Annotated in this window: 19 protein-coding genes and 1 tRNA gene; 14 read left to right on the top strand and 6 right to left on the bottom strand. The window is 58.0% G+C overall.

Translation table 11 applies throughout. From position 1 onward, the window contains the following. The first annotated feature begins 3 nt into the window (after positions 1-3). The 9 genes from dxs to ACR0NN_RS21130 all read left to right on the top strand — a co-directional run bounded on the left by dxs (position 4) and on the right by ACR0NN_RS21130 (position 8,597). Positions 4-1,932 (top strand): 1-deoxy-D-xylulose-5-phosphate synthase, encoded by a 1,929-nt coding sequence (gene dxs / locus ACR0NN_RS21170; protein WP_170722504.1) that lies wholly within the window; start codon positions 4-6, stop codon positions 1,930-1,932. A gap of 182 nt (positions 1,933-2,114) precedes the next feature. Continuing rightward, entirely contained in the window at positions 2,115-2,627 is a 513-nt protein-coding gene (gene napF / locus ACR0NN_RS21165) for a ferredoxin-type protein NapF (RefSeq protein WP_480685480.1), read from the top strand. After that, on the top strand, positions 2,624-2,896 hold the full coding sequence (locus ACR0NN_RS21160; RefSeq protein ID WP_170722513.1) for a chaperone NapD: 273 nt from the start codon (positions 2,624-2,626) through the stop codon (positions 2,894-2,896). Before napF ends, ACR0NN_RS21160 begins: the two co-directional genes overlap by 4 nt. 17 nt (positions 2,897-2,913) lie before the next feature. Continuing rightward, positions 2,914-5,406, top strand: coding sequence for a nitrate reductase catalytic subunit NapA (gene napA, locus ACR0NN_RS21155; RefSeq protein WP_170722515.1), 2,493 nt, complete (start codon positions 2,914-2,916; stop codon positions 5,404-5,406). A gap of 27 nt (positions 5,407-5,433) precedes the next feature. Further along, positions 5,434-6,252, top strand: a complete 819-nt coding sequence (napG, locus tag ACR0NN_RS21150) for a ferredoxin-type protein NapG (protein ID WP_480685478.1) — start codon at positions 5,434-5,436, stop codon at positions 6,250-6,252. Further along, positions 6,249-7,160 carry a quinol dehydrogenase ferredoxin subunit NapH gene (gene napH, locus ACR0NN_RS21145; RefSeq protein ID WP_480685476.1) on the top strand — a complete coding sequence of 304 codons (912 nt, stop codon included), beginning with the start codon at positions 6,249-6,251 and terminating at the stop codon, positions 7,158-7,160. The genes napG and napH overlap by 4 nt, the downstream gene beginning before the upstream one ends. 12 nt (positions 7,161-7,172) lie before the next feature. Next, complete coding sequence (locus tag ACR0NN_RS21140; RefSeq protein ID WP_170722521.1) at positions 7,173-7,607, top strand: nitrate reductase cytochrome c-type subunit; 435 nt, start codon at positions 7,173-7,175, stop codon at positions 7,605-7,607. A 26-nt stretch (positions 7,608-7,633) separates the two neighbouring features. Next, positions 7,634-8,326, top strand: coding sequence for a NapC/NirT family cytochrome c (locus ACR0NN_RS21135; RefSeq protein ID WP_170722523.1), 693 nt, complete (start codon positions 7,634-7,636; stop codon positions 8,324-8,326). 13 nt (positions 8,327-8,339) lie between these two features. After that, positions 8,340-8,597: a hypothetical protein gene (locus tag ACR0NN_RS21130; RefSeq protein ID WP_170722525.1), complete on the top strand. Its 258-nt coding sequence runs from the start codon at positions 8,340-8,342 to the stop codon at positions 8,595-8,597. A gap of 683 nt (positions 8,598-9,280) precedes the next feature. On the opposite strand, the gene ACR0NN_RS21125 is transcribed toward ACR0NN_RS21130, so the two are convergent. Further along, positions 9,281-9,356 (bottom strand) — tRNA-Thr (locus ACR0NN_RS21125). Between the two features lie 284 nt (positions 9,357-9,640). Here ACR0NN_RS21125 and ACR0NN_RS21120 point away from each other — a divergent pair. The 5 genes from ACR0NN_RS21120 to ACR0NN_RS21100 all read left to right on the top strand — a co-directional run bounded on the left by ACR0NN_RS21120 (position 9,641) and on the right by ACR0NN_RS21100 (position 15,477). Further along, positions 9,641-10,834 carry a YcaO-like family protein gene (locus ACR0NN_RS21120; RefSeq protein ID WP_170722527.1) on the top strand — a complete coding sequence of 398 codons (1,194 nt, stop codon included), beginning with the start codon at positions 9,641-9,643 and terminating at the stop codon, positions 10,832-10,834. Next, positions 10,831-12,186 carry a TfuA-like protein gene (locus ACR0NN_RS21115; protein ID WP_170684548.1) on the top strand — a complete coding sequence of 452 codons (1,356 nt, stop codon included), beginning with the start codon at positions 10,831-10,833 and terminating at the stop codon, positions 12,184-12,186. The genes ACR0NN_RS21120 and ACR0NN_RS21115 overlap by 4 nt, the downstream gene beginning before the upstream one ends. Before the next feature lie 12 nt (positions 12,187-12,198). After that, positions 12,199-13,509, top strand: a complete 1,311-nt coding sequence (locus ACR0NN_RS21110; RefSeq protein WP_170684550.1) for a gluzincin family metallopeptidase — start codon at positions 12,199-12,201, stop codon at positions 13,507-13,509. Between the two features lie 137 nt (positions 13,510-13,646). Beyond that, a complete protein-coding gene (locus ACR0NN_RS21105) occupies positions 13,647-14,567 on the top strand; it encodes a pentapeptide repeat-containing protein (RefSeq protein ID WP_170722530.1) in 921 nt (306 codons plus the stop codon). Between the two features lie 163 nt (positions 14,568-14,730). Then, complete coding sequence (locus ACR0NN_RS21100; RefSeq protein ID WP_170722532.1) at positions 14,731-15,477, top strand: M74 family metallopeptidase; 747 nt, start codon at positions 14,731-14,733, stop codon at positions 15,475-15,477. A 180-nt stretch (positions 15,478-15,657) separates the two neighbouring features. Here the strand turns inward: ACR0NN_RS21100 and ACR0NN_RS21095 are convergent, their stop codons facing one another. The 5 genes from ACR0NN_RS21095 to ACR0NN_RS21075 all read right to left on the bottom strand — a co-directional run bounded on the left by ACR0NN_RS21095 (position 15,658) and on the right by ACR0NN_RS21075 (position 20,975). After that, positions 15,658-17,427: an adenylate/guanylate cyclase domain-containing protein gene (locus tag ACR0NN_RS21095; protein ID WP_170722534.1), complete on the bottom strand. Its 1,770-nt coding sequence runs from the start codon at positions 17,425-17,427 to the stop codon at positions 15,658-15,660. Positions 17,428-17,513: 86 nt separating this feature from the next. Next, on the bottom strand, positions 17,514-18,140 hold the full coding sequence (locus ACR0NN_RS21090; protein ID WP_170722537.1) for a GNAT family N-acetyltransferase: 627 nt from the start codon (positions 18,138-18,140) through the stop codon (positions 17,514-17,516). Between the two features lie 151 nt (positions 18,141-18,291). Next, complete coding sequence (locus ACR0NN_RS21085; protein WP_039542759.1) at positions 18,292-18,591, bottom strand: lipid-A-disaccharide synthase N-terminal domain-containing protein; 300 nt, start codon at positions 18,589-18,591, stop codon at positions 18,292-18,294. Then, a complete protein-coding gene (locus tag ACR0NN_RS21080; protein WP_170722539.1) occupies positions 18,588-19,349 on the bottom strand; it encodes a glycosyltransferase family 2 protein in 762 nt (253 codons plus the stop codon). The genes ACR0NN_RS21085 and ACR0NN_RS21080 overlap by 4 nt, the downstream gene beginning before the upstream one ends. A 141-nt stretch (positions 19,350-19,490) precedes the next feature. Beyond that, the gene (locus ACR0NN_RS21075) at positions 19,491-20,975 is read right to left on the bottom strand and encodes a glycosyltransferase family 39 protein (RefSeq protein WP_170722541.1); all 1,485 of its coding nucleotides are present in this window, start codon (positions 20,973-20,975) and stop codon (positions 19,491-19,493) included. Positions 20,976-21,096 lie beyond the last annotated feature (121 nt).

The raw sequence follows: 21,096 nt of genomic DNA, 5'->3' as shown, positions 1-21,096 counted from the left end.
CGAATGTCTGACCGTCCGAATACGCCTCTGCTGGATCTTGTGAACCGCCCTGCGGACCTCAAACAGTTCTCGGACGTGCAACTGCATCAGATCGCACATGAATTGCGCGCCGAGACGATCTCGGCCGTGTCCGTCACAGGTGGACATCTGGGCGCAGGCTTGGGTGTGGTCGAGCTAACGACGGCGCTGCATGCGGTATTCGACACACCGCGCGACAAGATCGTCTGGGACGTAGGCCACCAGTGTTATCCGCACAAAATCCTGACCGAACGCCGCGACCGAATCCGCACCTTACGCATGAAGGACGGATTAAGCGGATTTACCAAACGCAGCGAAAGCCCCTATGACCCGTTTGGCGCAGCCCATTCCAGCACGTCGATCAGTGCAGCATTGGGCTTTGCCGTAGCCCGCGATCTGGGCGGTGTGACGCCCGAAGGGTTGGGCGATGCGATTGCAGTGATTGGCGATGGCTCGATGTCTGCGGGCATGGCTTTTGAGGCGATGAACAACGCAGGCCACCTGAAAAAGCGCCTGATCGTGATCCTGAACGACAATGAGATGAGCATTGCGCCGCCGGTTGGCGCTTTGTCCAACTATCTGTCGCGCATCTATGCGGAAGAGCCGTTTCATGATCTGAAAGCCGCAGCCAAAGGTGCGGTGTCGTTGCTGCCGGAACCCTTCCGTGAAGGCGCCAAGCGCGCCAAGGACATGCTGAAAGGCATGGCCATGGGCGGGACGCTTTTTGAAGAGTTGGGCTTTTCTTATCTCGGCCCCATCGACGGGCATGATCTGGATCAGTTGCTGCCGGTTCTACGCACGGTCAAGGCAAAGGCAACCGGCCCGATACTGATCCATGTGCTGACCAAGAAGGGCAAAGGGTACGCTCCCGCCGAGCAAGCCCGCGACAAAGGCCATGCGACCGCCAAATTCGATGTGGTGACGGGAGAACAGAAAAAGGCACCCTCTAACGCGCCGTCTTATACATCGGTCTTCGGCAAGACATTGGTCGAAGAAGCAGCCCGGGATGACAAGATCGTCGCGGTGACTGCTGCGATGCCGGATGGCACCGGGCTAAACCTGTTTGCTGAACGCTACCCCTCGCGCTGCTTTGACGTGGCAATTGCCGAGCAGCATGGCGTGACCTTCTCAGCCGCGCTGGCAGCGGGTGGAATGAAGCCATTTTGTGCGATTTATTCGACCTTCCTGCAACGCGGCTATGACCAGGTGGTACATGATGTGGCTATCCAACGTTTGCCGGTCCGTTTTGCCATCGACCGCGCGGGTCTTGTTGGCGCCGACGGTGCGACCCATGCGGGATCGTTCGATATTGCCTTTCTGTCCAACCTTCCGGGCATGGTCGTGATGGCTGCGGCGGATGAGGCCGAATTGATGCACATGGTTGCAACCGCCGTCGCGCATGATGATGGCCCGATCGCGTTCCGCTATCCGCGTGGCGAGGGCGCCGGAGTCGATCTGCCCGAGCAGGGCGAGGTGCTGGAAATCGGCAAGGGTCGCCTGATTCAAGCCGGCGCACGTGTGGCGCTGCTATCTTTTGGTACAAGACTGGCCGAGGTTCAAAAGGCAGCCGAAGCTTTGTCGGCGCGCGGGATCACCCCGACCATCGCCGATGCCCGCTTTGCCAAGCCGTTGGATCGTGACCTGATCCTTGATCTGGCCGAGAATCACGAGGCACTGATCACAATCGAGGAAGGCGCGATTGGCGGGTTTGGCAGCCATGTGGCGCAGCTTCTGGCCGAAGAAGGCGTATTTGATCGGGGTCTCAAGTACCGCTCAATGGTGCTTCCGGACATCTTCATCGATCAGTCCAGCCCAGCAGATATGTATGCGGTGGCGGGCATGAATGCCGAGCAGATCGAAGCCAGAGTGCTGTCGGTTCTGGGCGTGACGTCTATCGGTGAAAAACGCGCCTGACCTATCCATGATCTGACGCTCCAGTATCTTGATATCGCCCGATTTCTTGGCGTTATTCAGCGTTCGCGCTGAAAAACTAAGCGATGCTGAAATGATATAAATCAATTTCTTGTTACCTGTGCTACGCTAACACCCGAGTCAGGCAGGCCAACCCCTGCCGGGCACTCAAAGGTCGCAAGCGTATGAACAAGCTAGCAAGCCGACGCGCATTCCTGTGTGGCAAAACGCTACGCGAGGTCAGATCAGCCATCCGCCCCCCCGGCGCGATGGAGGTGGAGCTTTATGATCTGTGCACCCAGTGCGACGACTGCCGCGATGCCTGCCCCGAGGATATCATCCATTTCGATGCACAAGGCTGGCCCGTTGTTGACCTGAGCGCGGGCCCCTGCACCTTCTGTGGCGAGTGCGCTAATGCTTGTTCGACCGGTGCACTAACGCCAGAACTTGTAAATGAGTGGCCATGGCGCGCCTCAGTCACTGCATCCTGCCTGTCAATGAACGGCGTCAGTTGCCGTATCTGTCAGGACGTCTGCGATCAGGGCGCGATCCGTTTCAAACTGCAACTCGGCGGTCGCGCCGAACCCCAGCTAGATGCCGATAGCTGCACCGGCTGCGGTGCTTGCGCCAGCGCCTGCCCTGCCGGATCGGTCAGCTTCACACGCCAAACATCACCAACCCAGGAGGTTGCCCTATGAACATCTGTGGTTGCCTTGTCCATGTGACCCCCGAAACGACGCAAAGCGCGCAAGATGCGATTGCGCGCACAGACGGGGCAGAGGTGCACGCAGCAGCCGAAGATGGCCGCCTTGTTGTTGTGGTCGAGGATACGCCTGAGAAAATGGCCTCCGAGACGATCATGGATCTGCACCAGATCCCGGGCGTGATCTCTCTGACCCTGACTTATCACCATTTCGAAGACCTTGCGGAGACCCGTCCGCATCTTAACGCTTCTCGCCAGATCTAAAGCCGGAGACCCATGTCATGACCATCTCTGAATCCCGCCGGACCTTTTTGAAATCAACCGCCGCTGCTGCAACGGCCTCGGCAGCCGGTCTGCCGCTTGCAACCGGGCAAGCCAGTGCACAGATCGGCAACCCTGATATCCGCTGGGACAAGGCTGCCTGCCGGTTTTGCGGCACCGGCTGTTCGGTCCTGATCGGCACCAAAGACGGGCGCGTAGTCGCCACTCAGGGTGATCCGGATGCGCCGGTGAACCGCGGGCTGAACTGCATCAAGGGCTATTTTCTGTCCAAGATCATGTACGGCAAGGACCGCCTGACGACACCGATGCTGCGCAAGACCAACGGCGAATATGACAAGAACGGCGAGTTTGAGCCTGTGTCATGGGACGAAGCGTTCGACGTCATGGCTGCCAAATGGAAAGAGGCGTTGGCCAAGAAAGGCCCGACAAGTGTCGGCATGTTCGGCTCGGGTCAGTGGACTGTCTGGGAAGGCTATGCCGCATCCAAGCTGATGAAGGCTGGCTTCCGGTCAAACAATATCGACCCGAACGCGCGCCACTGCATGGCCTCGGCCGTTGTCGGCTTCATGCGAACATTTGGCATTGATGAACCAATGGGCTGCTATGACGACCTTGAGCACGCGGATACCTTTGTGCTTTGGGGCTCTAACATGGCGGAAATGCACCCGATCCTGTGGTCGCGCCTGACGGATACGCGTCTGACCAAACCGGGTTGTGAAGTGCACGTGCTGTCGACCTTCGAACACCGCTCGTTCGAACTGGCCGACAACGGCATCGTATTTGCGCCGCAGACCGATCTGGCGATCCTGAACTACATTGCCAACTACATCATCCAAAATAACGCGGTGAATGAATTCTTTGTTCGGAATCACGTCAACATCACCAAAACCGCGACCGATATCGGATACGGCCTTCGCGAGACCAACCCGCTGCAGCAAGAGGCCGCGAACCCGGACTCGGGCAAGCTGGAAGAGATTTCGTTCGACGAATACGCCGAAGCAGTTTCGGAATACACGCTGGAATACACCTCGGAACTCTCCGGCGTCCCAGAGGCCCAGCTTGAGCGTCTGGCGCAGCAATATGCCGACCCGAACCGCAAGGTCATGAGCCTTTGGACAATGGGCTTCAACCAGCACACGCGCGGATCGTGGGTGAACTCGCTGATGTACAACGTGCACCTGCTGGTTGGTAAGATCTCGGAACCCGGAAACTCACCCTTCTCTCTGACAGGTCAGCCCTCGGCCTGTGGCACGGCGCGCGAAGTTGGCACCTTTGCCCACCGCCTGCCCGCTGACATGGTCGTTGCGAACGACAAGCACCGCGAGATTTGTGAGACCGCGTGGAAAATCCCTGCGGGCACTATCCCGCCCAAGCCCGGCTTCCACGCCGTATTGCAGCATCGTAAATTGAAAGACGGCGACCTGAACGCCTATTGGGTGCAGTGCAACAACAACATGCAGGCGGCCCCGAATATCAACGAAGAAGGCTACCCTGGCTACCGCAACCCGGAAAACTTCATTACCGTGTCCGACCCCTATCCGACCGTGACGGCTCTGTCGGCTGACCTGATCCTGCCCACCGCGATGTGGGTCGAAAAGGAAGGCGCCTATGGCAACGCCGAGCGTCGCACCCAGTTCTGGCGGCAACAGGTCAAGGCACCCGGTGAGGCGAAATCGGACCTGTGGCAGCTGATGGAATTCTCGAAACGCTTCACCGTCGAAGAGGTCTGGGGCGAGGAGCTGCTGGCCTCCATGCCCGAACATCGCGGCAAAACCATGTACGATGTGCTTTACGCCAATGGCACCGTTGATCAGTTCCCGCTGTCCGAAACCGCCGAAGGGTTCGACAACGACGAATCCGAGCACTTTGGTTACTACGTCCAGAAAGGCCTGTTCGAAGAATATGCCGAGTTTGGTCGCGGCCATGCACACGATCTGGCCCCGTTTGAAACCTACCACCAGGCACGCGGCCTGCGCTGGCCGGTCGTAGACGGGAAAGAGACGCTTTATCGCTTCCGAGAGGGCTATGACCCCTACGTGCCCGAGGGCGCGGATGTGAAGTTCTACGGCCATAAGGATGGCAAGGCCAAGATCATCTTTGCCCCCTACGAACCTGCCCCCGAAGTACCGGATGAGGAGTTCAATCTGTGGCTCTGCACCGGTCGCGTGTTGGAGCACTGGCACTCAGGCTCGATGACCCGCCGCGTGCCTGAACTGCACCGCGCATACCCTGCCGCTGTAGTTTACATGCACCCCGATGATGCACGGGACCGAGGACTGCGGCGCGGGCAAGAGATTGTTCTGTCTACCCGCCGCGGCGAGGTCAACAGCCGGGTCGAAACTCGAGGCCGGAACAAAGTGCCGCGTGGTCTGGTGTTCATGCCCTGGTTCGACGAGGGCCAGTTGACCAACAAGCTGACCTTGGACGCGACCTGCCCGCTGTCGAAAGAGACCGACTTTAAGAAGTGCGCCTGCAAGGTCGAGCGCGCGTAAAAGGCTGGCAAGGCAAAGGTCGTCCCCATGTCTCGTGTTGGCATACCCCTTTCGCCGCAGCGGCGCCGGTTCCTGCAGGACTCGGCGCGTGCAGCGGGCGGCTGCGTGGCGGCCGGGTCCTTGCTGGCGTGGCTGGCACGAGACGCGCGGGCGTTACCGGCCGAGGCATTGCGCCCACCCGGTGCCTTGCCGGAAAAAGACTTCCTGTCCGCCTGCATTCGCTGCGGTTTATGCGTGCGGGACTGTCCCTATGACACGCTGAAACTGGCCGAACTGGGCGTTGATGCAGTGGCTGCCGGCACGCCGTATTTCACCGCCCGTGATATCCCTTGCGAAATGTGTGACGACATCCCCTGCGTCGCGGCCTGCCCGACCGGGGCGCTGGACCCCGGACTGGACAATATCGACGACGCCAAGATGGGTGTCGCCGTTCTGGTCGATCAGGAAAGCTGCCTGAACTTCCTCGGCCTGCGGTGCGACGTCTGTTATCGGGTCTGCCCCGTCATAAACGAGGCGATCACGCTGGAAACCGAGCACAATGCCCGTTCGGGCAGTCACGCGATCTTCATTCCGACCGTTCATGCCGATCACTGTACCGGCTGTGGCATGTGCGAAAAAAGCTGCGTTCTGCCTGAAGCCGCAATTAAGGTTTTGCCCGCCCGTTTAGCCCGTGGCAGCAGCGCAGATCACTACCGCAAGGGCTGGGAAGAGAAAGAAGCCAAAGGCGCGCCCCTCGTCGAAGGCATCATCGATTTGCCTGACCGCCTACCGGGACCGGGCACCGATAACCTTGTCGCACCGGGCGGGTTTGAGCCCAGCTTTAAGCTTCCGGAGGTCACCCAATGACCGCCCGCACAGATATGCCGCTGGGGCAAGAGGCCATCGCCGCCAAAGGCTGGCTGGGTGCCCACAAGTACCTGCTACTACGGAGGGCTAGCCAGCTGTTCTTTCTGGTGCTGTTCCTGCTGGGCCCTTGGTTCGGGATATGGATCGTGCAGGGGACTCTGGCCGGGTCGCTAACGCTAGGTGTGCTGCCCTTGACCGATCCGTTTGTCTTTTTGCAAAGCCTGATAGCCGGGCACTGGCCCGAACTGACTGCCGCCATCGGTGCCGCCATCGTTCTGGTTGCCTACGCGTTGATCGGCGGTCGCGTCTATTGCTCGTGGGTCTGCCCGATTAATCCGGTGACGGACGGCGCGCATTGGCTGCACCGCAAGCTGGGCCTGCAAAAAGGCTGGCTACCCAAACGTGGCACGCGGCTGTGGATTATGGCGACGGTACTTATCGTCTCTGGCCTGACCGGTGCCATCGCGTGGGAACTGGTCAACCCGATCACCATGCTGCATCGCGGACTGATTTTTGGTATGGGCTTCGTCTGGGCGATGATCGCCGCGATCTTTCTGTTCGACCTGTTTGTCTCGCGCCACGGTTGGTGCGGCCATGTCTGCCCGGTGGGCGCGTTCTATGGTCTGATCGGACCCAAAGCGCTGTTGCGGGTCAGCGCCGCCAATCGCAACGCCTGTGACGATTGCATGGATTGCTATGCGGTCTGCCCGGAAAACCACGTGATCTCTCCGGCACTGAAAGGCGATGACACGCCGCTGATCCTGTCACCCGACTGCACCAATTGCGGCCGCTGCATCGATATCTGCGCCGAAGACGTATTCAAATTCACCCATCGGTTCGACGCCCTGATCGTCGCACCACCGGAACCAACCGCCGCGCCCCAGCCGCGCGCCTCAAGACCTTTTTGAAGGAGTGAGAAGATGAAAAAGCCGATCCTTGTGGGCCTTGCCCTGATCCCGCCGTTGCTCCTCGGCGGCTTAGCCCTCGCGCAATCTGCCGGAGTCACAAGCCTGCGCGGTGCCGAGGTGGATGAACCTGTTCGTCTTGATCAAGTTCACAATACGGTTGAGGGTCGCATGCAGCGCAACTATCGCCAACAGCCGCCATTGATCCCGCACTCGATCGAACAGTACCAGATCGATCTGCGAACCAACCAATGCCTATCGTGCCACGACTGGACCAAAGCCGGTGAACGCAACGCGCCGACGCTGTCGATGACGCACTATCTGGACCGCGAAGGGCGCGAGTTAGATCAGATCGCAGGCACACGGTATTTCTGCAACCAGTGTCACGTACCGCAGGCCGACGCGCTGCCGCTGGTCGACAACACGTTTCAACCTTCCTCCGGAAACTGAACTCAGGTCGAAAAGGAGAGCGCGCCATGTCCGACTCCCAAGAAAAACAAGGGCTCATCCGACGCCTCTGGACCTGGTTCTGGAGCCCGATCGCTGTCCTCAGCGTTGGTTTCACTTTGCTGGCCGGGTTCCTGGCAGGCATCCTGTTCTGGGGTGGGTTCCACTGGACTCTGGAACTGACGAATACAGAAGAGTTCTGTACCTCGTGCCACACGATGGAAGTCAATCTGGGTGAATACCGCGAGACGATTCACTACAACAACCATTCGGGCGTGCGCGCGATCTGTTCGGATTGTCACGTCCCGGACGAGTGGAACCATAAGATCAAGGCCAAGATCATGGCCGTGAAGGATGTCTATCACGAACTGGCGGGCACGATTAGCACGCCTGAGAAATACGAGGATCATCGCCTCGCCATGGCCTCCGCCGTGTGGAAGAAAATGAAGGAATCCGACAGCCGTGAGTGCCGCAACTGTCACAACTTTGACTATATGGACTTTACACTTCAGGAGACCCGTGCCGCCAACGAACACCAGCGTGCGATTGACACAGGCATGACCTGCATCGATTGCCACCAAGGCATCGCCCACAGCCTGCCGCCAAATTATCTGGAAACGTATCAGGAGATCGCGAAAGAGGTGGGCGGTGATGTTCTGCAAGAGCACGCGGCCGCATCAGGTGACGACATCCGCGCGTTCTTGAACAAAAGCTCTGATTAAGGTGGGGGCAGATATGTTAGAGATACTTGGAACCATCGGTGGCAACGTACTGGGCTTGCCCGGTATTCTTGGTCTGGCACTGGGCATGATGACCCGCCAATATTGGCTAGGTGCCTTGATGGGCGGGTTGATTGGCCTGACCGCGCCCCTGCTTTTTGCCAGTTGGCAGTTTTCCCATGTGGGAACGATGGCGCTGTTGATCGCAGTAATAGTCGGCCTTTGCGCTGGCAGCCTCGGCACTGCCATTCGCCGCAAAGGGGCAACGGTCTAATCGGATCAACCCGGCTTGAGACCGAAGATCAGCATGGAGAAGACTGTAAGCACCATGATAAACTAGTGCAGTTCAATTGAATAAGCTCAAGTAGACGCGCAGCATGCTCTGATTGACGGATGGGTCGTGTGTGTTGCTTTGGACAGAGCGTCGAAACCAATTATAGAGTTATGTCTTCGCGCACTACGCTCTCTATGCGCAGTTTAACCAGTGTACTGACTATCAGGGCTGGATCGCCCTGGTGCCTTAACGAATGTCAACACTGCGAAAGAGTGGCGTCAATCGTCCGGCAAGCTGAATTGCAACGCCCCACGAATACCGTATTGGTGATACCGTCCTTTGAAACGCCCTTTTTCCGCATGTCGGGAGAGCTTCGAGTTGTACATCGGTCAGGAAATACCCTGGTCAGACAACACCACGGAATGGCTCGGAGACGTTGATCCAGCACCGGACTACAGCGACTTCAAACGGGATCGAAACGAGCCGTTTTAATATGGGCAATATAGGCAAACGGAGTGGTGCTTGCCGCCCCGTTAAGTCGCACCTTTGGCATAAATTTCAACTACCTATACCCCCCATACAACCCATACACTTGCGGCTCACTGCCCTTCAGGAAGCGGGGAGGACCTGCTCTTGCGATTTTATCAAGGGTCTGCCTGGTATAGGGATTTTACTGAGAAGAATGGTGCCGCTGAAGGGACTCGAACCCCCGACCCCATCATTACGAATGACGTGCTCTACCATCTGAGCTACAGCGGCTTCTTGGACCCTACTATGGCCCTACTAGTTCTACTCCTTTGTCGCGAACTCCTTGGTTTCGCAAGCCATTCTCGCGGGGACCCGCTAATTACGAAGGACCTGCTCTACCAGCTGAGCTATTGAGGCGACGCGGAAGATCGTTTAGCGGCAGGACGCAGGCCATGCAAGTGCGGATCGCTTGGCTTGCGCTGTTGACCCCTTCTCGTTCATCCCGCATCTTGACGCCGATCTGATCCGCGCGCCGGGTTGCGGTGGTTTATCATATATTTGGCAAGGTCATTTGAATGTCCGGGAATTCGCAGAAGTCTTATGTGCTGGATACCCACCGGCTGCGCGACCCGGAAGAGACTCTGGCCATTGTCAAACCCTTCCTCAAACAGATGGGAATCACGCGGATTGCCAACCTGACGGGGCTGGATCGGATCGGGCTCCCAACTGTGATGGTGACGCGACCCAACTCGCGCTCGGTTGCGGTGTCATTGGGCAAGGGTTTGTCGCTGAGTGCGGCGCAGGCCTCGGGCGTGATGGAGGCGATCGAGTCGTGGCACGCCGAGCGGATCGAATTGCCACTGCGGCTGTGCAGCCATGCTGATCTGGAACGGGGTCATGTGGTAGATGTCGAACGCCTGCCCCGCGTGACCGGTGGGCATTTTGATCCGCATGGCGCGATGCTGTGGGTGCAGGGGCGCGATCTTAAGGCGGATGTGGCCTGTTGGGTGCCCTATGAGATGGTGGATACCGATTACACGACCTCTCCGGTCGCGGGTCAGAGGGCGTTTCCGCGCACGACTAATGGATTGGCCTCAGGCAATGATGTAAGCGAGGCCAGCTGCCATGCGATCTGCGAGTTGATCGAGCGGGATGCGACCACGTTGTGGCATCATCGCGGACTAACGCCGCGCGTCGACCCTGAAACGGTGGATGATCCACGCTGCCTACAGGCGATGAAACAGATTTCGGCAGCGGGATTGGATCTGGGGATCTGGGACACGACCTCGGATATCGGTATTGCCAGCTTTCGCTGCTTGATCTGCGAGGCCGGAGAGGCAAATGGCCATATCGGCATCGGTGATGGCTGCCATCCCGACCGCGCCATCGCCTTGCTGCGCGCGCTGACCGAAGCGGCGCAGACACGGCTGACCTACATCTCGGGCGCGCGGGATGATCTGGACCCTCAGGAGTTTTCGGACGAGGCCCGCACTTGGCGCAGCCGCTATATCCGCGAACTGATTGACGGCGCTGAGGTAACGGGCCGCTTTACCGATTGTCCGTCGCATGTGACCGAGTCGTTTACAGAAGACCTTGATCTGCTGCGATCCTGCCTGTCCATCGCCGGAATGGATCAGGTGGTAACGGTTGACTTGTCCCGGCCGGACTTCGACATCGCCGTAGTCCGCGCGATCATTCCGGGGTTGGAGGCGCCGCATGACGACCCTGATTATGTCGCGGGTCCAAGGGCAAGGGCGGTATCGGCATGAGCGTTGTTATCTTCGTTGGCCCGACCCTGCGGGCCGAGACGGTTCGGGGCCTTTTGGACGCGACCATCCTGCCGCCGGTTCAGCAGGGTGACGTGTATCGCGCGGTGCGTGACAGGCCGCGCGCAATTGGCATCATTGATGGGTATTTCGACGGCGTGCCCTCGGTCTGGCACAAGGAAATCCTGTGGGCGCTGGAGCAGGGCATCCCGGTCTTTGGCAGTGCCAGCATGGGCGCGTTGCGGGCGGCAGAACTGGCCGATTTCGGGATGATTGGCGTTGGGCGGGTGTTTGAGGATTACCTGAGCGGTACAATTACCGATGACGATGAAGTTGCGGTGCTGCACGGTCCGGCAGAGTTGGGCTTTATGCCACTGAGCGAGCCGATGGTTTCGATCCGCGCAACGCTATCTAAGGCGCAGATGGCCAAGGTGGTATCTGACATGGAAGCGCAGGCTTTGCTAACCGCTGCCGAGGCCTTGCACTATCGCGAACGGGCTTGGGACAATGTGATTGCGGCGGCTGGCGACGGCTTGGCGCTGGAAGAATTTCAGAACTGGCTGCCCGGCGGGCAGGTTGACGCCAAGGGCGATGACGCCCGGGAAATGCTGGCGCAGATGGCGCAATATCTGGCGGCGGACTCTGATGCGCCCGAAACGCCCCGGGTAGAACGTACACTGGTCTGGCGTGAGCTGCAGGCACGAGTTGATGCCGAGACCGCCTCGCTGGATTCAGAGACGAGGGCATTGGTGGATGAGCTGCGGCTGGACCCTGACCTTTATGCTGAACTGCGCGACCGCGCGGCGTTGAACCTGCTGGCGCAGGACGAGACCCGTCGGCAAGGGTTGGACCCCGACAAGGACGCTGTGGTGCGGCAGATGAACGAACATCGCCTTGACGCCCGACTGCCGCGCCATTCTGATCTGATCGAATGGCTGAAAGAAAACGACCTGACCTTGGCGCAATACGAGGCGCTGTTGACCGACCGGTCCCGTGTCGAACTTGCTGTCGCAGCCCTGGCCGAAGGGTTGGATGCCGCATTGCTGGCCGAGCTGCGGCACACGGGCAACTATAGCACATTGCGCGAGCGTGCCGATCGTAAGGCCGCGCAGCTTGCTGAGCGGAACACCCCCAACAGGTCTACAACCCGAACGCAGGCTCTGATCTGGTATTTTGAAACACGTCTTGACCAGGCGGCGCCGGATGATCTTGACTCATATGCAATCGGGCTTGGCCTGGAAGGGCGCGAGGCGTTTTTGGATCTGATCGAAGCCGAGTTCATATTTTGCAACGCCAGTTACGATCCGGTTGATCGGGTGCCCGGCTTGTCAACAAGCCTGCGCGCCGGCGGATAACGGGAGGGGAAATTGGCGATCTGGCCCGACTATTCAGAGAATGATCCCCCCGGTACGCGGTTCCTGCTTTACCCGCAATCGCCCTTTTTAGAGCCAAATTCCAAGCCCGAATTGGTCGAAATATCGGCCCCGCAAGGCACCATCGGTCCGGGCCCGTCCGGGCCGCGCATGTATGCGATGTACCCGGTCGACAAGACCACCCCGTATGGCGCGATGATCGAGGGTGAGGACGGCCCCGAGATGTATCTGCCCGCCTGGGACGGCTATATCCTGCCACCGCCCGAGCCGGATGAGTTCGGCAATTTCATCCATATCGATCCCGATGATCCAGCCTTTGAAGCCGCGCATCTGTTCGGCGCCGCTCATTTCACCATGGATGTGTGGGAGGGCTATTTTAACCGCCCAATTCCCTGGCATTTTGCACGCGATTTTGAGCGGCTTGAGTTATCGCTGCTGCCCAGCCTTGACAACGCGCATATCGGGTGGGGGTTTTTGGAAACCGGCGGCACCCGTGAAATCGGTGACGAATACCGCCCCTACAGCCTGAACTTTGACGTCGTGGCGCATGAGATCGGCCATGCCATCATCTACAGCGTGGTTGGCATGCCATCCGAAGAGGATGCAACAGGGGAATATTACGGCTTTCACGAATCCGCGGCCGATATGGTAGCACTGCTGGCGTCGCTGCATTTCGGCTCGGTCGTGGATGAGCTGCTGAAAAACACGCGCGGCAACCTTTATACCTATAACCGGCTAAGCCGCTTTGCCGAGCTGTCGCAGAACTCACAAATCCGCATCGCCGCGAATGACCGGACCCTGTCCGAGTTCTCGCATGGCTGGTCCAGTGAACACGCGTTGTCGGAACCGCTGACCGGGGCGATGTTCGACATACTGGTCGATATCTACCACGAACGGCTGGTCGCCCATGATGTCATCGACCCGGAGATGGAAGAGCTGTCGGATGAACTGGAAGGAACCGACGAATATAACGCAATCATGCAGGATCTGTTTGACGAACACTATGCCGCCGACCCCGAAGGTTTTCGCGTTGCCCTGATCGAAGCGCGGGACCTGCTGGGATCTTACCTTGCGGATGCGTGGGAAAAACTGGACCCCGACATGCTGAGCTACTTTGGCGTTGAGCGTGCTTTGGTCATGGTTGATCACGAGGTCACAGGCGGCGCATTCCGACAAATCATCGAAGGCAATTTCCGCATGCGAGACATCGGATTGACATCGCCGGGACCTCGGTTAACCAAGCCGGATGGATCAAGCCACGCGGCGTCGGTTCGAACATTGTCACCCGAGGTCGAAGACCCCTAAAGTCTTTGTTTTCGCCTCAGTATTATGGCAGGTTGTGCGCACGGGGTGATAAGAGTGACAATCAACGCGCAATAAACGCGCAAACCGGGACAGGCGAGGCAATCGGCAGCGTCAACCCCCAATAGGGAGAAAGCGATATGTCTGAGTCCTTACTCAGTTTTTCCGAGGTATTACTGTTTGGGCGAGAGTTAAGCGATTTAAAACTGAAACAACGTTCGGTCCGTTTGGCCGAAGAGGTCGACGCAGACCACGACTTCAGTAAGAAATTCACAAAAATCGACGGCGTGCATGTCCGGGAAGACGATCGCGTCCTGGTGCAGGTCGGGGATGCGGCGAATGAAAAGTCCGGCATCTACAAGGTCGTCAAGGACGGCGACAAGTTCAAATTCGACAAGCGCAAGAAGGTCCCGCACGACTCGTTGGTCTATATCCGCCGGGGCCGCCAGTTCAAGCACACCCATTGGCAGCAGGTCGCAAACCGTCACTCAGAGCAGTTGTTCATCGAACAGGATGGCCGCCGGAGGGGTCGCGGCGTCAATAATTTCATCGGGGACCAGTTCGGAGGCGATGCACGGCTGGCCCGGATCTACGGCTTCGCCTATGACGGCACTTATTACGAAATGCCCGAGCCCACGATCTTTCTGGTGCATGGCGAAGGCGAGAGCGCGACGGGCGGCAACCTGCCCCACGGCTTCAAGCTGCAAACCAGCAATGATGCCGACGCGCCGGACACCACGCAACAGGCCGCGCGCGCGCCGCTGAACCCTTCGGTATCGGGTGTCGCAGCAGCGGACTATCAGATGGCCAATGATATCCGCGTCTGGAATTACGACCAGGCCGATTACACCATCCGCATGGATATCGCAGCTGGTCAGATCGAAGACGTGCTGTTGGACGTCTATTTCGAATATGACGCACCGATGATGTCCGGAGCAAAGGTATCGGGTGCCAAGGTGAGCGGAGCCAAGGTATCAGGTGCGAAGGTCAGCGGGGCCAAAGTGTCGGGCGCCAAGGTGTCGGGTGCGAAGGTCAGCGGTGCAAAGGCGCGCGGCGAATAAGGCCGGTTGAGACGAGGCGTCTTTGAGTTGAGCCTGATATGACAATTGTTGCTGATCACATACGTGCAAGTGTGTGGACAGCAACAGCTTTATGGTTGCGTTGAGCCCAAATTATTAACTGAACATCGTTATCTTCTCTCTCGAGTTTGACCACCAGTCAGCCATGCGTCGTTACCTTTTGCACATTACAATTATCGTCATTCTCACTTTGCTTACCCAAGTCGGCGGTGTTGCTTGGCTATTTGCCTTAGCATTCCGAAGGACATTGCTGGCGTTCGCTGTGATTTATTTTGCCCTTTCAGTTGTTACTGTCTGGGTCGCGCCGAATTTCGGCAGGGTTGCGCTGAGCTGTTTTGAGAGCCGGCCTCTGGAAATGCAGAGTTGGATGTACTGCGCGTTGAACCGCAATTACGTGACGCCCGAACTCGCCCAGGTTCTAATTGATACAGCCGAAGAGATGGAACGACGTTATCCAGGCACTAAAACCCTCGTTCTAGACGCAAACTTTCCCTATTTTGATGGTTTTCCATTGCTGCCCCACCTTTCGCACGATGATGGTGAAAAAGCAGACTTGGCCTTCTATTATGCTGATGCCTCTGGGTACTTACCAGGAGCAGTACGGTCCCCAATTGGGTACTTCGCGTTCGAGCAAGGCCCCACGCACTGCCAACCAACTTGGCCAACGCTTCGATGGGATTTTAATGCTGTCCAATCGCTTTGGCGAGATTACGATCTCGATCCGGAACGTAATCGTGCTGTTCTCGAAGTGTTATCTAACGACCCACGGGTGGGTAGGATATTCGTTGAACCACATCTCGTAGAGAGTTTAGAAGCCGGAAGCGACCGCATCGGATTTCAAGGGTGCCGCGCCGCACGCCACGACGATCATATTCACATGCAACTTCGCTGAAAGTCTTTTGGCACTCAGCCAATGGTGGCTTTGTCCAGAAACTTGATCCTTCGATGGAACTCTGCCTTCGTGCTAATCTGCGATAGTGCAAACATCGTCTTAACTTCAGACAGTCCGTCGCTGCATCGGACACGATGATAGATTAGTCGCGCCAACACAAACCTCGCCGGTTCTTCGCACTCAGAACCCGGCCTTCTTCAGCCCCTCGACAAAGTGTTGCGTGTCATCGGACAGGCGGTCAGGTTGCACCTTGGCCCAGCGCGACAGTGAGAAATTGGGATGCACCGCGCGGTGTTTATCGGCGATCTGGCGGGCCATATCTAACTCGCCCTTATGGGCATAGCTGGCGGCCAGCACGCGCTGCCCTTCGGTTGGATTGTTCATCTTGTTCACGCATGAGATCACATCGTCATAGCGTTTGAGGTTGTAATAGGCCCCCCCCAGATGCCACAGGTATTGATCCGGGAAATAGGGGTTCAGGCGCATGGCCTGCTGCAGATGTTTGATCGCGGTTTCATTGTCACCCCAATGGGCCAGAGCATCGGCGTAGTCCGAGTGCATATCCGCATCGTTGGGGTTCAGCTGCAGCGCGCGTTTGTAGGATTCGATCGCGGAATCAAACTCTTTTCGATAAAGCTGCACATAGCCCAGCTCTCCGAACCCGCGCGCGTCGGTCGGGTCAAGCTCCACGGCGCGTTGGGCCAGCTTTAGGGCCTTGTCCAAGGCACTGTTTGGGTCTTCCGTCCACGAATAGCGCCAATCGATATTGAGCGTGCGCGACAAAGCCGCCGCAGCCCGCGCATACCCGCCATCCCGTTCAAGCGCGGACTCGTAGCAATGCTGCGCTTTGCGATTGTCGTTGCGGGTGTATTTGAAGATATGGTGTTGCCCCTGCAGAACCGAGCCATAGGCCCGCAGGTCTGACGGGATGGCCTGCACCATGCGCTGCTTCTCGTGCGACTCGATCATCACGGCCGTGGCCGCGACGATGCATTCGGTCACTTCGTCGAGAATGTCGAAGATATCGTCGAGTTTGCGGTCAAACCGTTCGCCCCAGATGGTGCGTTCGGTATTGGCGTCAATCAGCTCGGCCGTGATGCGGATGCGGCTGGACGAGCGGCGCACGCTGCCGCGCGCGATATAGCGCACATTCAGGCGCCGCGCGGCCTCTTTCGGCGGCATCGACTGAGCCTTGAAGAAGAAGGATGAGTTGCGGGCAATGATGAACAGGTTCCGAAACTTGGACAGGTTCATGATGATGTCATCGGTCAGCCCCTCGGCAACCCAACTGTCATCTTCATCCCCGCCCTGACTGGAAAAGGGCAGCACCGCAACCGATGGGATATCGGGCCGTTCCAGCACCTCAAGTTGCATCTCCGGGCGCAAGGTGGCGGCCATAGTGGCACCCTCAACCTCGGTGCGGACACAGTAGGTGGCGACCGGAGACAGGATGTTCTTGAGCTGCTTCGGGCCAAGAAATTCATAGCCATAGCGCAGGCGGTTGCGGATCTGTTCATACACGGCGGCGCTGACGTAAACCCGCTCGGGCTCGGCAATCTCTTGCAGACGAGCGGCGATGTTAACGTTGTCACCATGGATGCCGCGCTCGTCCATCAGCACTTCGCCCATGTGAACACCCGCACGGAACTTGATCTTGTGCTCATCGTCCCGCGTCTGATTGTGCTCGGCTGCGATCCGATGCAACTCGATGCTGAATTCAACCGCGCTGGTCGCAGTGTCGAACATCGCAAGAACACCGTCACCGCGCACTTCGATGATCTTGCCTTGGTATTTCGAGCACACGGATTCAAGCTGCGAAAGCAAGGACTTCAACGCGTTATACGTATCAATCTCATTCTCGCTCATCAGGCGGGAATAACCGACGACATCGGCGAATAGCACCGCGCCAAGTTTCTGCTTGATTGATGTGTCCAAACCGGTCGTGTTCACTGGCAATACTCAATTGTGTTGTCATGTCGAATCCGACACGACTGTTTTAGCAAAAAATAACTCGAAATACGTAACATTTTAGGTATCTACGCCGGATCCGGCGGCCAGGACCAGCCAGAAGCGTCAAAACTGACCAAAGTTTCGGGGCCAAGCTCTTTTGCCAGCACCTCGCGCCGGACCCGCCATTCCTGTTGCAACATGCCAACAACGACCATGTCGTGGAACTGCCCATCCGCAAACCAGGCCTGACGCATGGTGCCTTCTATCTCGCAGCCGATCCGTTGAATCAGATCGCGGCTGCTGTGATTATCGGCCCGGTAATACGAGGTGATGCGGTTCATTCCCAATTGCCGGAATGCAAAGTCCAGCATTAGGGCAACCGAACGCAGCGCTACGCCATGTCGCCGGATGGATTTGTCGACAAATATCGGAACCACGGCATCGCGGTTGACGCTGGAAATCGCTTCGAGACCGGTTATTCCCACCAGATCACCGCTGTCGGATTCGATTGCGAACCAGCATTTGCAGCAATCTTTTGTGCCGCTGATCGCCTCCTCCCAATACTGCTCGGTCTGTACCAGATTCTGAGGGATGCGCGTGGTGCGATCAAACAGGGCCAGATCCTGGATATCCTGAAACCATCGCGCAACAGTTCCCAGGTCCGCTTTTTCCAGGGGGCGCAGTCTGAACAGCCGGGGTGAGCTATCGGGCAAGAGAAAACATCCTTCGAATACAAATCTGAAAATCTATTCGCCCGATACTAGCACGAAATTTTCAGAAACAATAAGAGGTTGTTCACACAAAATATGCGTCGGCCACGACCCGCTGACACAGGCTGACAGATCGGTAAATGTGCCTGATTGCCTAGCGGTTTTCGGCGCGAATCAAGAAGATATTGCGCAGGTAGATCGACAGGCCCATCGACTGACCCAAGATAAAGACCGGATCGCGGCGGTAGATCGCATAGCTCAGCAGGATCAAACCGCCGCCGATTGACAGATACCAGAACGCCATCGGGATGACGGATTTCTTGGCCCGTTCCGAGGTGATCCACTGCACGATGAAACGGGCGCTGAACATCAGCTGCCCGGCCAGACCGATAAAGACCCAAAGCGCCTCGGTCGGGCTGTCTACGTGCAGGATTTCCAGAATAGTCTCTTTCATGACCGCGACGCCTCGGTTGCCGAAACGGATTTGGCGCGACGGGTTAGCCAGACAACGCCGAACAAATCCCAGATACCAACCATAGCCCGCCCGAAATTGGTATATTTGGATTCGCCCGACAGACGCTGCTGATGCGCCACATCCACCAGCGCGATATTCCAGCCATAGGCTTTGAATAGCGCGGGCAGGTAACGGTGCATGTGATTGAAGAAGGGCAGATCAAGAAAAGCCTGTCTGCGGAACGCCTTGAAGCCACAACCAGTGTCGCGGGTGCCATCTTTTAGCATCCAGCCCCGCAGTGCATTGGCAAAGCGCGAGGCGAGCTTTTTCGACGCGGTGTCTTTGCGGCCAACCCGCTGCCCCGCCACAAGGCCGATTGAGGCATCGTCACCCGAAACCAGCGGCGCCCAGATCTTTGGCAGCTCTGCCGGCGGATTCTGCCCGTCGCCATCCAGCGTACAGCAGATATCGGCGCGTGCTTCTTTGACACCGGAATGCACCGCAGCGCTTTGGCCGCCTGCTGTTTTGTGCTGCAGGATGCGCAGTTGCGGGCACTCTTTTTGCATCTCTTGCAGGGCTGCAAAAGTGCCGTCGGTCGATCCGTCATCCACCGCAATGATCTCAAACGCGGGAAGGTCAGCAGCGGCTGCGCTGATACCCTGAATGAGACCTGAAACCGCGCCTTGCTCATTATGCATGGGAATCACGATCGACACGGTTGGTCGAGTATCAGCGGTGGCATCATGATCAGCTTGCATGGTGAAAAGCTTTACTTGTTTCAGTCTCAGGGCTTTTGCGGGATCAACGGCAAAAATTCAAGTGGCCACGGCAGCGCAAGCCAACATCTGCGCAACTTGGCAGGGCATTGTGCTGCGATGGCGTAGATTGCGCCGCTTCGCCTATTCAGAGGCAGGTGTGATGCCGATTGCGGACCAATAAACCAGACCTTCGACAGCAGTGGGCTGCGTCTCGAGCCCGATCAGGTCCGGGGCCAGCACAGACAGCTCGCCTTCCGAACAGAGCCCACGCAATGGCCCAGAGGTATAGCCGAACCTCTCGAGGTATCTGTGCAGCTCAAGCCGTCTGAGATAGACAAAGCGCCTGCCATTTGACGCAAAAACCGATGCGGCACCGGGCGGTACGCGCATTTTGCGGTCATACGCGCAGAGCAGCAGAGTTTCATCCGGTTGCAGCATTGCGCCCAGAGGGGTCAGAATCTCGGCCTCGGGCACGCCCAGACGCACGCGGCCCTTGCCCAGATCGGTGGCGTCGCGGTCATAGAACAGGCCGCCGGACACAAAAACCAGACCCAGCGCTGCGACCATCCCCGCCCAGCGCAGGCGTTTGACCGAGAACAACAGCCCGGTGGCGGCCACCATCAGCATTGGCAGAATCAGCAAAGTGTAGCGGGCATAGACCTTACCGGCAGCAGCCCACATCATAATGACGAAGAAAAGGGCAATCCCCGTCGCGGCTAGCAGTCGGGGACGCTTTTGCACGAATGGCAGCGCACAGATGCCGACAAAGCCCAACAGGCGCAACCACGGTTCGCCCGCGATAATCAGATCATAGAGTTTCCCGAAGCCGCGATCGCTGAGCGACGGGCGAAAGCGGTCCAGCATTTCGCCCTTGATGTTGCCGTCCAGCGAGTCGCCAAAGAGAAACCGAAGCTCCTGCAGGATTGGCCAGGCGAAGGCCAGCGGGATCGCAATCTTGAGCGTTCGGCGAAACGTGCGGTTCTGCCAGACCTCGCGGAAAGGCACCGTCTGCCATTTGTTGGTCAACTTAAGCGTCAGCAGCGCCAGCGCCAGAAAGGCCAGCGGGGTGGGGCTTTTCTGCAGGGCGGCCAGCACCAGGGTCGCGCCGAAATAGGGCCAGTATTTCGGCTTTTCCAGCGCCGCCAGCAGGGCCGCAATTCCTAGAATCGAAAAGAACACCGCGCCGGTATCCAGCATTGCGGATGTAGCATGTTGCCAAAACTGCAGTGACGTGGCCACCAACAGGACCGAGGGCAACATGGCCCAGGGGCTATCGGGGATCATCACCCGCGCCAGAACGGCCGTTGCCATCAGCGCGCCCAGCGCAAAGATCATTGAGGGTAGCCGCAGGGCCAGAATATCGGACACACCGAATTCCATCAGCAGCGCCGACATCCAGTACTGCATAGGCGGCTTTTTCAGGCTGGGTTCGTTATTGGAATAGACCGCCAGCCAATCGCCATTGCGCGCAAACCCGGTGCTGCGGTCATAGGTGTAGAACTCATCATAGTGATAGATGTTCCCCACACCAAGATCGGTCAGATACCAGGACCAGACCAGAACCATCACCAATGCGGTGGCGATGTAGGGAAGCGATCTTAGCCAGTTTGGGGAAGTGCCAGTCATGCTGTCCGTGGTCCTATCGCGTCATAGAAATATGTGGTTTTCATCCCGCCGGGCCCGATCTGCAACGGCCGCGCGACGCGCCCCCATTATTGCCTCACCTACCCAAGAGCAAGAAGTTTAA

Source organism: Ruegeria sp. BA2 (assembly GCF_056539605.1).
The sequence above is the reverse complement of the archived record's forward strand: the minus strand, read 5'-3'. Positions and strand labels throughout refer to the sequence as shown.